Genomic DNA, 12,142 nt, shown 5'->3' with positions numbered 1-12,142 from the left:
AAGGTGAGGCTCAGGCCGGGGCGAGGCCGCGCCAGACGATCTTCGAGACGCCCTCCACGGTGGCGATGCCCTTGCTCTCGGTGGTGTTGTCCAGGGTGAGGACAGCGATGAGATAGTCCCGGCCGGCGCCCTGGACGTGCCCGACGCTGTGCACCGCCCAGCCGTGGCGGCCACGGGGCAGCCAGCCGTTCTTCAGCTCAACCGTGACGCCGTGGCCCGGGCCGGCGGAGATGCCCCAGTCCTGGGTGTGGTCGACCGACGCCATCAGCGTGCGGGCGTAGGCCCGGCCCGCCTCGGTCAGCAGGTTCGAGGGCCGGGCCAGGTGCGCCATCAGCACGACCTGGTCGGCGGCGGTGACCCGGGTCAGGCCCCAGTAGCCCTTCGGCCCTGCCGTGGTGTGGGTCATCTGGGCGTCGGTGAAGAACTGGTCGAGCGCGGTACCGCGACCCAGCCGGTTCCACAGGGTCGACGCGGCACCGTTGTCGCTGTCGCGGATCATCCGGCCGAGCAGCGACTTCTCGCTCGTGGTCAGGGCGCGACCGGCCTGCTCCTGCCGGCGCAGGGTCGCGGCCATGATCGCGACCTTGATCACGCTGGCGCTGTCGTACGCCTTGTCCGCGCGGTAGCCGAACTGCCGGCCCGTGACCAGGTCCCGCACCTCGACGGCCCCGGTGGTCGGGCGTCCCTGCAGGTACGTACGCAGCTGCGCCTCGAGGCCCGGCGCGGCCGGGGGTGCCTGCGGTGGGGGTGCGGAGGCCTCCGGTGCCGAAGGTCGGGTCACGCTCAGGACGACGAGAGCGGCCAGGGTGACCAGCACGGCCACGGCCAGCCGGATCCGGTCGCCGGTCCGTCTCGGCCAGACGATCTCGGCGGTCCGCGGCCGGACCGGCGTCAGCAGCGTCAAGGCACTTCCCGAGGAGCGTTCGGCGGGGGGACGCCGGGTGGGCCCGGCAGCAGCAGGCTACGGCGGACCGCCGTCCCCGCCTCGACGACGCGCGGGTCAGCGACCGACGGCGTACCCCTGTCCGCCGCGGGAGTTCGCGGCGGCTCCCAGCTCGCCGGTCGCCGGGTTGCGGGTGACGGCCGACAGCCGGCCGAGCGACCAGTCGCCCGCGCGGACCACCGCGTGCCCGCGGGCCCTCAGCCCGTCCAGTGCCGCTTCGCCCAGCCGGTCCTCGACGACGGCGCCGGCCGGGGTCCAGGTCCGCGGCCAGAACGAGCCGGCCATCGCGGTGGTGTGCAGCGACGGCGCGTCGATCGCCTGCTGCGGGGTGTAGCCGCCGACCAGCACGCGCAGCAGGTAGACCAGCTGCCACTGGTCCTGCTGGTCCCCGCCCGGGGTGCCCAGCGCCGAGACGGGGACGCCGTCGCGCAGCAGCAGAGTGGGGCTCAAGGTGGTCCGCGGCCGCCGACCCGGGCGGAGCGCCGAGGGCGAGGCCGGGTCGAGCCAGGCCATCTGCAGCCGCGATCCGAGACAGAAGCCGAGCTCGGGGATGTGCGGCGAGGACTGCAGCCAGCCGCCGGAAGGGGTGGCGGAGACGATGTTGCCCCAACGGTCGACCACGTCGAGGTGGCAGGTGTCACCCCGGGTCTCCCCGCCACGCGACACGGTCGGTTCGCCCACGCCCTCGACGCCCCCCTCCGGCGCCTCGGTCAGCAGCGGCGCGCGGTACGCCACGTACCCGGGCACCTCCCCGGGACGGACCTCGGCCGAGGCGCGGTCGGTGACCAGCGCGCGGCGACCGGCGGCGTAGGCCGCAGACAGCAGGACGTCCAGCGGCACCGGCGGCTCGCCGGCCGCGACGTCAGGGTCGCCGTAGTAGGCGTCGCGGTCGGCCAGGGCCAGCTTCAGCGCCTCCAGGACGTGGTGCGCGCCGAGCTCGGTCGAGGGGTCCAGCTCGTCGTCGGGGTAGCCCTCGAGGATCGCCAGCGCCTGCAGCAGCACCGGACCCTGCCCCCAGGCGCCGGTCTTGGCGACCGTCCAGCCCCGGAACGGGGCGGTGGTCGCGGGCTCCCAGGTGGCGGCGAACGCGGCGAAGTCGGTCTCGGTGATCACCCCGGCGTGGTCCCGGCCCGAGGAGTGCCGGTGCGGCCCGGCCAGGAAGGCGGACGCCGCCCTGGCCACCTGACCCGTCCGCCACTCGTACCGGGCCGCGTCGACCCGGTCCTCCCGGGTGGTCGCGGAACCGCCGGCAGCCAGCATCCCGCGCAGCACCGCCGCGTAGGCGGGGTTGGTGGCGAGCTCGTCTGACGGGCGCGGCCGGCCGGCCCGCAGCCAGAAGTCTGCCGACGTCGTCCAGTGCCGGGTGAACAGCTCGCGGACCGAGGCCACGGTCGCCGCAACCCGGGGGACCAGCGGGTACCCGTGCTCGGCGTAGTCGAGGACGTAGGACCAGACCTCGGCCAGCTCGAGCGTGCCGTGGTCGCGCAGCAGTAGCAGCCAGGCGTCCACCGCTCCCGGGACGGCCGCAGCCAGCCCACCGGCGCCGGGCACCAGGTCCAGGCCCTCGGCCGCGAAGTGCTCCAGCGTCGCCCCGGCCGGGGCGGGGCCCTGGCCCACCAGCACCCGGGGGGACGGGTCGTCCGCGGTCGCGATGACGGCGGTCAGGTCGCCGCCCGGCCCGTTCAGGTGCGGCTCGACCAGGTGCAGCACGAACGCGGCCGCCACCGCCGCGTCGAAGGCGTTGCCGCCCCGTTCGAGCACCGCCTGGGCCACGGCACTCGCACACCAGTGCGTCGTGGCGCACATGCCGACGGTGCCGCGCAGGTCCGGCCGGGTCAGGTGGTCAGCGGGCGGGGTGAACGTCGGTCCGGGCACCCCGACATGATCCCCCCGGTGAGTTATCGGCTCGGCGCGGGTCAGCACCGTCATGGCGCGACTCATCTACTCCGGTATCACCTCCCTCGACGGCTACGTCGCCGACGCGAACGGCTCCTTCGCCTGGGCGATGCCCGATGAGGAGGTGCACGCCTACGTCAACGACGCCCAGCGCTCCATCGGCACCCATCTGTACGGGCGCCGGCTGTACGAGGTGATGGTCGCCTGGGAGACGATGTCCATCGAGGGCGAGCCGGACGTGATGCGGGACTTCGCCACCAGCTGGCGGTCGGCAGACAAGGTCGTCTACTCCACCACCCTGCCGGAGGTCTCGAGCCGCCGGACCCGGCTGGAGCGCCGGTTCGATCCGGAGTCGGTCCGTCAGCTCAAGGAGTCCTCCGAGCGCGACCTGCTGGTCGGGGGGCCAGGACTGGCGGCGGCCGCAGTGCGGGCGGACCTGGTCGACGAGATCGCCCCGATCGTGGTTCCGGTGGTGGTCGGCGGGGGCACGCCCTTCCTGCCGTCGGGGCTCTCGATCAACCTCGAGCTGCTCAAGGAACGCCGCTTCGGCAACGGCACCGTGGCCCTGGCCTACGCGGTGCGGAGGTAGCGCGGGCCGCTGTCGGCAGCCTCTTCCTGTGAGGCCGCCGCGGCCTGCCTGAGAGAAGGCACGATGTGCCCGTGCCGAACCCCACTCGTCCCCCGGTGCGTCGCGCGTTCGGTTCCCTCCTCCCGGCGCTGGCGGCTTCGCTGCTGCTGCTCGCCCCACTGCCGGCGTCGGCCCAGCCTGTTCCGGCGAAGCCCGCTCGGGTCGGCTGTCGTGCCCGTCCGGTCCGACCACCGGCCGGCGCCGCACGTCGCCGCAGCCGGGGCGACCATCGATACCACGGACCGGGCGGCCGTGACCGCGGCCTACACCGACCTCTACCAGCCGGCGGTGGCGGTGCAGGCGCCCGCGGCCTCGCCCGAGGACGTCGCCGCCTGTGACCGCAGCAACGCCCTCTATTCCGTCAACGACGGCGGTCCGGGCGAGCACGACCTCGACCGCGACGACGACGGCATCGCCTGCGAACGTCAGTAGCCGCCGTCGCTGCGGCCGAGCCGGATCCAGCGGTAGCCCCAGCCGTGCAGCTCTAGGCCGGTGAGCTCGGCGGTCGGGGCGTCGTAGGGTCCGTCGACCAGCAGGTCGTAGGGCCGCTCGGCCGCGTCGCTGAGCCGGCCGAGGTCGACGGTGACGGCCTTGTCGGCGAGGTTGTGCAGCAGCAGGATCGAGCCGGACGGGGCGTCGAAGCGGTGCGCCAGCACCGGACGCGGTAGCGGCACGGCGACCACCTGGCAGGTCCCGGAACCGATCTCCGGGGCCAGCCGCAGCGTGTGCACCAGGTTCTCGAACCAGCGCAGCAGGGAGCTCGGGTCGCGCTGCTGGGCCCGCACGTTCACCCGTGCCGTCGCGAAGTCGTGGTCGCTGACCAGGGGCCGGGCCAGCGTCTCCGGGTCGGCGCTCGAGAAGCCGCCGTTGGGCCCGTCGTCCCACTGCATCGGGGTGCGGAAGGCCTCGCGGCCGTCCAGAGCCAGGTCCTCGCCCATCCCGATCTCGTCGCCGTAGCGGACCACCGGCGTGCCGGGCAGGGAGAACTGCAGCGCGTACGCCAGCTCGATGTGCCGCCGGTCGCCGCCCAGCATCGGCGCGAGCCGCCGCCGGATGCCCCGCCCGTAGAGCTGCATGTCCTCCTCGGGCGCGAAGGCGGCGAAGACGTCGCCGCGCTGCTCGGCGGTGAGCCGGCTGAGGTCGAGCTCGTCGTGGTTGCGCAGGAAGGTCACCCACTGCCCGCCCTGCGGCAGCACGACCGCGCTCATCAGGGCCTCGACCAGCGGTTCGGCGTCCCGCCGGGCCAGGGCCAGCCAGATCTTCGGGTTGAGCAGGAAGTCGAACATCAGCTGGGCCCGGTCGCAGGGACCGTCCGGGCGGCTGCCGACGAAGGTCGGGACCGCAGCCGGTGCGACGTTGGCCTCGCACAGCAGCACCGAGTCCCCGACCTGCCATTGCGTCTCCTGCCGCCAGGAGTCCAGGATCGAGAAGTCCTGCGGCCCCGGGTCGACACCCGGGCTGACCTGCTCCAGCACGAACGGTGCCGCGTCCACCCGGAAACCCGACACCCCGAGCTGCAGCCAGAAGGCCATCACCCGGTCGATCTCGGCGCGGACGTCCGGGTTGGACCAGTTGAGGTCGGGCTGGAAGCCGTAGAAGCGGTGGAAGTACCAGGCTCCGGCCTGCTCGTCCCAGCTCCAGGTCTCCTCCTGCTCGCCCGGGAAGACCGTGCCCTGGGTGCGGTTCGGCGGCTCGTCGGCACTCCACACGTACCAGTCGCGGTACGGCGAGTCGGGGCTGGACCGGGCCGAGGTGAACCAGGGGTGCTCGTCGGAGGTGTGGTTGACCACCAGGTCGAGGACGATCCGGATGCCGCGCTCACGAGCCGCGCGGACCAACGCGGCCATGTCGCCCAGGCTGCCGAGAGCGGGATGGACGGCGTAGTAGTCGGTGATGTCGTAGCCGTTGTCGCGCCCGGGGCTCGGGTGGATCGGGTTCAGCCACAGGCAGGTGACGCCGAGCCGGGCGAGGTGGTCGAGCCGGCTGGCGAGGCCGCGCAGGTCACCCCGGCCGCTGTCGTCGGAGTCCTGGAACGACGCCACCTCGACGCAGTAGACGACGGCGTGCTGGTACCACCGGACGGTCATGGCCGAGAGTCTGGCGCAGGTCGCCTCCTTCCACGCCTACCTGGCCGGGATTCGAGGCGATCTGTCGCTCGACGCTACGGGGGGTCAGGACTAGGGTGCCCGGGTGAGGGCGGCGTCCTCTCGAGGGCGGCCCGGAACCGACGGCGGTTCCGGGCCGACGCGCCCCCACGAAGGAGCGCGCGATGAGCCAGACCCAGACCGGCCCCAGCTACCGGACGGTGAACCCGGCGACCGGTGCGGTCGAGCAGACCTTCGACTGGTCGACCGACGACGAGGTCGAGGCCGCCCTGACCTCGGCGTACGCGGCCTACGCCGGGTGGAAGGACGTGCTCCTCGAGGGTCGGGCCGCGGTGGTCCACCGGATCGCCGAGCTGTTCGTCGAGCGGAAGGACGAGCTGGGCGCCCTCGCCACGCGGGAGATGGGCAAGCCGCTGGGCGAGGCCGTCGGTGAGGCGGAGTTCTGCGGTGAGATCTTCGACTACTTCGCGACCGAGGCCCAGACGCTCACGGCGGACGTGCCGATCAAGACGTTCTCCGGCGGCCAGGCCGTGGTGCAGAAGCTTCCCATCGGGCCGCTGCTGGGCATCATGCCGTGGAACTACCCCTTCTACCAGATCGCCCGCTTCGCTGCGCCGAACCTGATGCTGGGCAACGTCGTCATCCTCAAGCACGCCGAGTCCGTCCCCGGTTGTGCTCTCGCCGTCGCGCAGCTGATGAGCGACGCGGGGGTGCCCGAGGGCGCCTACGTCAACCTCTTCGCCTCCCACGACCAGATCGAGAGGGTGATCGCCGACCCCCGGATCGCCGGGGTCTCGCTGACCGGGTCGGAACGAGCCGGCGCCGTCGTCGCCGCGATCGCCGGCCGGAACCTCAAGAAGTGCGTGCTCGAGCTGGGCGGCTCCGACCCCTACGTCGTCCTCGACACCGACGACGTACGGGCTTCGGCCGACACCGCCTGGGCGACCCGGATCGGGAACACCGGCCAGGCCTGCAACTCCAACAAGCGGATGATCGTGATGGACGACGTCTTCGACGGCTTCGTGGCCCGCCTGACCGAGCACGCGCAGGACCTGCGTCCCGGCGACCCGACGACCGAGGAGGAGGGCACCTTCGCGCCGCTCTCCTCCCGTGCGGCCGCGGAGAACCTGGCGGAGCAGGTGCAGGACGCGGTCGCCAAGGGCGCCACCCTGCACGCCGGCGGCGTCCTCGGCGAGGCCCCGGCCGCGTACTACTCCCCGGCGGTGCTCACCGGCATTACCACGGAGATGCGCGCCTACCGCGAGGAGCTCTTCGGGCCCGTCGCCGTGGTCTACAAGGTCTCCGACGACGACGAGGCGCTCGCGCTGGCCAACGACACGGCGTACGGACTCGGGGGTGCGGTGTTCAGCACCGATCCCGAGCGCGCGACCAGGGTCGCCCGGCGCCTCGAGGTCGGCATGTCCAACGTGAACACGCCCGCCGGTGAGGGAGCGGAGATGCCGTTCGGCGGCGTCAAGCGCAGCGGCTTCGGCCGTGAGCTGGGTCCTCTGGGCATGGACGAGTTCGTCAACAAGCGGATCTTCTACGTCGCCGACTAGCTCTCGGACAAGGCCGGACGCCCTTGTGGCGGAGTTGGGGGCAGTCCGCCCTGATTTACTCAGACCAGTTGAGACGGGACGGTAGCCGCTGAGCGTGAACCAGGCCAGCACCGGCGAACTGGCATGAGTAATTCAGGGCCGCGGGAGCTCAGCCTCGCAGGAACGGCGCGACGGCGGCGGCGACGACCTTCGGCTTGATCAGGTGCGTCTGTCCGGGCAGCGTCTCGAGCCGGGCGTGCGGCAGGGCGGCGGCGATGGCCGCCTGGCTGTTCTGCATGTACGCCGGGCTCTTGCCGCCGGCCATCACCAGCGTCTCGGGCACGACGGCGTCGTAGTAGCCCTCAGGCAGCGGCCGGCCCTGCTGGTGGGAGAGGACGACGGCGTAGTCGTGCGGCAGCGTGGGCGCGATGCTCACCATCTGCTTCCACGGCGGCAGAAAGCGCATCAGGCCGACCATCGGGGCCGGCATGCCGACCGTCCGCAGGAACAGCCGGACGGCGTCCCCGGTCCTACCGGCGTCGACCAGCTCCTGGGTGCGCTCGCCGAGTCCGGCGTCGTGGGGAGCGTGCGTGTCGTCCACGATGAAGGGCGCCTCGTAGACGGCGAGCCGCTCGATCGGTGCGTCCTGCCGCGCGGCATCGAGAGCCAGCGCCGCGCCCGACGACGACCCCAGCACCGCGGCCCGTCCGCCCGCGGCCGCGATCACCGCGAGCAGGTCCTCCACCTCCCGCTGGACGGCGTACGGGCCGGTGCCCAGACCGCTCTCGCCGCGACCGCGGCGGTCGTAGGTGTAGACGGAGAACTCACCCGCGAGCTGTTCGGCCAAGCCCTTCGACGGTCCCATCTGCCGCGAGCAGAGGGCGCCGTCGACGTTGACCAGCGCCGGCCCCTGCCCGCGGACCTCGTAGGCGATCCGGGTCCCGTCGGCGGACGTGGTGAAGCGGGTGCTGGTGCTCACAGGGTGCTCCTCATGGTGGTTCGTTCGGCTCGTCACCCAGGCGTCGGACGGGGACGGGCTCTTTCGACAGGGTCTCCTGAGCGAGCTCGGCCGCTCGGTGCAGGAGCACGGCCCGCTCGCCCTCGTTGCGGGTCAGCGCCGCGGCGGCCCGGAAGCAGGCTGACGCCTCCTCGGACCGTCCGGCCCGGGCCAGCAGGTCACCGCGGACGGCCGGTCGTAGGTGCGATCCGGCCAGCGCCTCCTCGCCCAGGGCGTCCAGGACGGCCAGGCCGTCGTCGGGCCCGTGAGCGCGACCGTGGGCGACGGCCCGGTTCACCTCCACGAAGGGGCTCGGCGTCAGCCGGCCCAGGATGTCGTAGAGGCCGGCGATCCGGTCCCAGTCGGTGGCCCCGGCGGTCCGGGCGCGAGCGTGGCAGGCGGCGATCTCGGCCTGCAGCAGGTACGGACCACCGGGCGTGCCCAGGGACTTGGCGCGGTCGATCGCCGCCAGCCCACGGCGGATCAGCAGCTGGTCCCAGCGGCAACGGTCCTGCACCTCGAGCAGCACCGGCTCGCCGGCCGGGCCGGTCCGTGCGCGGGTCCGCGACTCCTGGAGCTCCAGCAGGGCCTGCAGGCCGTGCACCTCGGGCTCGCGCGGCACCAGGCCCGCCAGTAGCCGGCTCAGCCGCAGCGCCTCGAGGGTCAGCTCGGGACGCGTCCAGTCTTGCCCGGCGGTGGCGGCGTAGCCCTCGTTGAAGATCAGGTAGACCACGGCCAGCACGTCGGCCAGCCGCCCCTCCCGTTCGCGGCCCTGCGGCATCGCGAGGTCCACTCCCACCAGGGTCTTCTTGGCCCGCGAGATCCGCTGACCGATCGTGGCGTCGCGCACCCCGAAGCCGTGGGCGATCTCGGTCGTCGTCAGGCCAGCGACCAGCCGCAGCGTCAGGGCGGCCCGCGACTCCGGCGGCAGCGCCGGGTGGCAGCTGAGGAAGACCAGCCGCAGCACGTCGTCCTCGATGTGGTCGACGCACGTGTCGAGGTCGGGCACCGTCACCTCCTCCAGGCCGTGGGCCAGCTCGGCGGTCCGGCGGCGCAGCGTCTCCGCCCGCCGGAAGTGGTCGACGGCCCGGCGCTTGGCCACCGCCATCAGCCAGGCGCCGGGGCTGGCCGGCGTCCCCGACGCCGGCCACTGCTCGAGCGCCGCCACCAGCGCGTCCTGGGCCAGGTCCTCGGCGAGCCCGACGTCGCGGGTCATCCGCACCAGGCCCGCGACCAGCCGGGTCGACTCCAACCGCCAGACCGCCGTGATCGTGGCGGCGACCTCCTCGCTCACAGGTGCGATCCTAGGGAAGCGTCACGCCGGGTGGGACGGTCCCTCGTCGGGGCCGGTGATCCGGCGTACCTCGACCGAGCCCTCCCAGCCGGGCCAGTGCTGCACGTGGATCTCGGCCACCCGGTGCGCCCCGGCAAGAGCTTCCTCGTGCGTACGGGCCTCGATGATCGCGTAGCCGCCGACCACCTCCTTGGCCTCGGCGTACGGGCCGTCGCTGGTCAGCAGCCGACCGGCGGTGACCCGGTACTCCGTGCTCTGCGCGGTGGGCCACAGGCCCCCGGCGTCGATCATCGAACCGGACGCGAAGGACTCAGCCATCTCCCGGCCCATCACCTCCTGCAGCTCGGCCGGGGCGCCCCCGACGTCCTCCCGCATCTTCACCAGGACCATGTAGCGCATCGCGAACCTTCTCTCTTGTCGGTGTGGTTCACCCCTGCGTCGGACGAGGAGCCCCAGTTTCGACCACGTAAGGTCGGCAGATGACCACCGAGGCCCCAGACCCGATCGACGTCCGCAACAACCCCGAGTCCCGGGCGGCCGAGAGTGACCGCTCCTCGCTCGTGTCCCGGGCCAGCGACGGCGGCGCGCCTCCGCGGGACGCCCCCGAGAGCGGCGAGCTGCCCGAGGCCGTCGCGGGCGGGACGGCCGAGGGCAACCCGGTCGCCGGCGTGACCATCAGCGAGGCCGACGCCGAGGAGGCCGTCTCGGCCGACACGGGGCCGAACGAGCTGGACCCGCCCTTCTCGAACACGCACGCCTGAGCCTCGGAGCACACCGACGCCGCCGAACGAGTGAGTTGTAACGCGGCGGTGGTTTCGCCGTCGGTCGGTCCCCAGCAGAATGCTGGACATGGCGACGGTCACCGACATCACCGAGGCACAGCTGGCGTACGGCACGAAGGTGGTGGCCGTCGAGCCGGGCGGGGTCGAGGTGATCCCACCACAGGAGCGGCACGGCCGCCCGGTCCAGCTGCTGTGGACGTGGGCGTCACCCAACTTCGAGTTCGCGACTGTCGCGGTCGGGATCCTCGGGGTGCTCGCCTTCGGGCTGACCTTCGGGCAGGCCGTGGCCGCACTGGTCCTCGGGACCGCGCTCGGCTCCATCACCCTGGGCATCCTGTCCACCTGGGGCCCGCGCGACGGCCTGGCCCAGATGGTGCTCAGCCGGACGGCGTTCGGGTTCCTGGGCAACGTCCTCCCGGCGGGGCTGAACAGCGTCACCGCCGGTATCGGTTGGTTCGCGGTCAACAGCATCAGCGGCGCGCTCGCCCTCAAGGCTCTGACCGGCCTGCCGGGCGAGCTGGCCTTGATCATCGTGGTGGCGGTGCAGCTGGTCGTCGCCTTCTTCGGCCACAACCTGGTGCACGCCTTCGAGCGCTACGCCTTTCCCGTGCTGGCGGTGATCTTCGTCGTGGCCGCGGTGATCGTGCTGTCCAAGGCGAACCCGGCCATGCCCGCCTTCACCGAGGGCGAGCCGCCCACCCTCGGCGGCTTCCTGATCACCGCCGGTGCCGCGTTCGGCTACGCCGCGGGCTGGAACCCGTACTCGTCGGACTACACCCGCTACCTGCCGCGCGACACCCGGCGGCTGCCGGTGGCCCTCTTCGCCGGCCTCGGCTGCTCCCTCTCCTGCTGCCTGCTCGAGATCGCCGGCGCGGCCATCGTGACCGCCGGCGGCACCGAGGTGGCGCCGTCCTCCTTCACCGACCTGCTGCCGGTGGTGGTCGGCAAGGCGACACTGCTCGCCATCTGCCTGGGCGCGGTCGCCGCCAACGTGCTGAACGTCTACTCCGGCGCGATGTCCTTCATGGCCCTGGGCCTCAGGGTGCCGATGGCCCGGGCCCGGGCCATCGTGGCCGTCGGCTTCGGCCTCATCGGGCTGGTGCTCGCGTCCTTCGGCCTGGCCAACGCCGGCGAGGAGTACGAGGCGTTCCTGCTGGTGATGGCCTACTGGATCGCCCCGTGGCTCGGCGTCGTGCTGACCGACCGCTACCTGCGCCGAGGGGCCGACTTCGGCGCGATCGCCCAGAACAAGGCGCACGTCAACCTCGCCGGGCCGGTCGCGATGGTCGTCGGGCTGGTGGTCTCGATCCCGCTGTTCAGCAACCAGACCGCCTTCGTGGGCCTGGTGCCCCGGCACGTCGCGAACGCCGGCGACCTCACCGCCGCCGTCGGGTTCGTGCTCGCGGCCGCCGTCTACGCCCTGATGTTCCGCTCGGCCAGGCGCGCGGTGGTGGCGTGAGGCCCGCTGACCCCAGACCCGAGGACCTCGAGCTGCTCGCGGTCGCCTACGCGGAGGCGCGGGCGGGCCTGGCCGAGGGCGGGATCCCGATCGGCGGCGCCCTCTTCGCCGCCGACGGGACGCTGCTGGGCCGTGGCCGCAACCGTCGCGTCCAGGACGGCAACCCGGCGATGCACGGCGAGACGAACGCCTTCACCCACGCCGGCCGGCAGCCGAGCTACCGCGGCACCACGATGGTGACCACCTTGTCGCCCTGCTGGTTCTGCAGCGGGCTGGTGCGCCAGTTCGGGATCAGCCGGCTGGTGGTCGGCGAGGCGCAGACCTTCGTCGGCGGCCACGAGTGGCTGGCCGAGCACGGCGTCGAGGTCGTCGTGCTCGACGACCCGGAGTGCGTGGCCATGATGACCGGCTTCATCGCCGCGGAGCCCGGGCTGTGGAACGAGGACATCGGCGTCGACTGAGCCCGGCCCTGCGTCTGTCGCCGTTCCCTGAGCCTGTCG

General features: G+C 72.9%; 12 protein-coding genes. 6 read left to right on the top strand and 6 right to left on the bottom strand.

The features are described from left to right. Positions 1-10: 10 nt before the first annotated feature. Entirely contained in the window at positions 11-904 is an 894-nt protein-coding gene (locus ACFE7W_RS15710) for a serine hydrolase (protein WP_375425754.1), read from the bottom strand. A 96-nt stretch (positions 905-1,000) separates the two neighbouring features. Continuing rightward, positions 1,001-2,872 carry a gamma-glutamyltransferase family protein gene (locus tag ACFE7W_RS15705; protein WP_375425753.1) on the bottom strand — a complete coding sequence of 624 codons (1,872 nt, stop codon included), beginning with the start codon at positions 2,870-2,872 and terminating at the stop codon, positions 1,001-1,003. Between ACFE7W_RS15705 and ACFE7W_RS15700 the strand changes: the two genes are divergently transcribed. Together ACFE7W_RS15700 and ACFE7W_RS15695 are read left to right on the top strand one after the other, a co-directional pair. Next, positions 2,871-3,428: a dihydrofolate reductase family protein gene (locus ACFE7W_RS15700; RefSeq protein WP_375425752.1), complete on the top strand. Its 558-nt coding sequence runs from the start codon at positions 2,871-2,873 to the stop codon at positions 3,426-3,428. The genes ACFE7W_RS15705 and ACFE7W_RS15700 overlap by 2 nt on opposite strands. Positions 3,429-3,638: 210 nt before the next feature. Then, on the top strand, positions 3,639-3,899 hold the full coding sequence (locus ACFE7W_RS15695; RefSeq protein WP_375425751.1) for a hypothetical protein: 261 nt from the start codon (positions 3,639-3,641) through the stop codon (positions 3,897-3,899). Here ACFE7W_RS15695 and ACFE7W_RS15690 read toward each other — a convergent pair. After that, entirely contained in the window at positions 3,893-5,554 is a 1,662-nt protein-coding gene (locus ACFE7W_RS15690) for an alpha-amylase family protein (protein WP_375425750.1), read from the bottom strand. The genes ACFE7W_RS15695 and ACFE7W_RS15690 overlap by 7 nt on opposite strands. A 182-nt stretch (positions 5,555-5,736) precedes the next feature. Here ACFE7W_RS15690 and ACFE7W_RS15685 point away from each other — a divergent pair, with 182 nt between their 5' ends. Beyond that, entirely contained in the window at positions 5,737-7,131 is a 1,395-nt protein-coding gene (locus ACFE7W_RS15685; protein ID WP_375425749.1) for an NAD-dependent succinate-semialdehyde dehydrogenase, read from the top strand. Between the two features lie 148 nt (positions 7,132-7,279). Here ACFE7W_RS15685 and ACFE7W_RS15680 read toward each other — a convergent pair whose 3' ends face one another. The 3 genes from ACFE7W_RS15680 to ACFE7W_RS15670 are packed head-to-tail and all read right to left on the bottom strand — an operon-like array spanning position 7,280 to position 9,800. Continuing rightward, entirely contained in the window at positions 7,280-8,089 is an 810-nt protein-coding gene (locus tag ACFE7W_RS15680) for an alpha/beta fold hydrolase (protein WP_375425748.1), read from the bottom strand. A gap of 10 nt (positions 8,090-8,099) precedes the next feature. Then, the gene (locus ACFE7W_RS15675) at positions 8,100-9,401 is read right to left on the bottom strand and encodes an RNA polymerase sigma factor (RefSeq protein ID WP_375425747.1); all 1,302 of its coding nucleotides are present in this window, start codon (positions 9,399-9,401) and stop codon (positions 8,100-8,102) included. Positions 9,402-9,422: 21 nt separating this feature from the next. Next, complete coding sequence (locus ACFE7W_RS15670; RefSeq protein ID WP_375425746.1) at positions 9,423-9,800, bottom strand: YciI family protein; 378 nt, start codon at positions 9,798-9,800, stop codon at positions 9,423-9,425. A gap of 80 nt (positions 9,801-9,880) precedes the next feature. Here ACFE7W_RS15670 and ACFE7W_RS15665 point away from each other — a divergent pair, with 80 nt between their 5' ends. The 3 genes from ACFE7W_RS15665 to ACFE7W_RS15655 all read left to right on the top strand — a co-directional run bounded on the left by ACFE7W_RS15665 (position 9,881) and on the right by ACFE7W_RS15655 (position 12,103). Continuing rightward, positions 9,881-10,162 carry a hypothetical protein gene (locus tag ACFE7W_RS15665; RefSeq protein ID WP_375425745.1) on the top strand — a complete coding sequence of 94 codons (282 nt, stop codon included), beginning with the start codon at positions 9,881-9,883 and terminating at the stop codon, positions 10,160-10,162. 88 nt (positions 10,163-10,250) lie between these two features. After that, positions 10,251-11,642: a purine-cytosine permease family protein gene (locus tag ACFE7W_RS15660; RefSeq protein WP_375425744.1), complete on the top strand. Its 1,392-nt coding sequence runs from the start codon at positions 10,251-10,253 to the stop codon at positions 11,640-11,642. After that, positions 11,639-12,103 carry a nucleoside deaminase gene (locus tag ACFE7W_RS15655; RefSeq protein ID WP_375425743.1) on the top strand — a complete coding sequence of 155 codons (465 nt, stop codon included), beginning with the start codon at positions 11,639-11,641 and terminating at the stop codon, positions 12,101-12,103. The genes ACFE7W_RS15660 and ACFE7W_RS15655 overlap by 4 nt, the downstream gene beginning before the upstream one ends. The last annotated feature ends 39 nt before the right edge of the window (positions 12,104-12,142 follow it).

Origin of the sequence: uncultured Friedmanniella sp. (assembly GCF_964244285.1) — a bacterium.
Lineage (GTDB): Bacteria > Actinomycetota > Actinomycetes > Propionibacteriales > Propionibacteriaceae > Microlunatus.
Note: the sequence above shows the minus strand (reverse complement) of the source record. Positions and strands in the feature narration are given on the sequence as shown.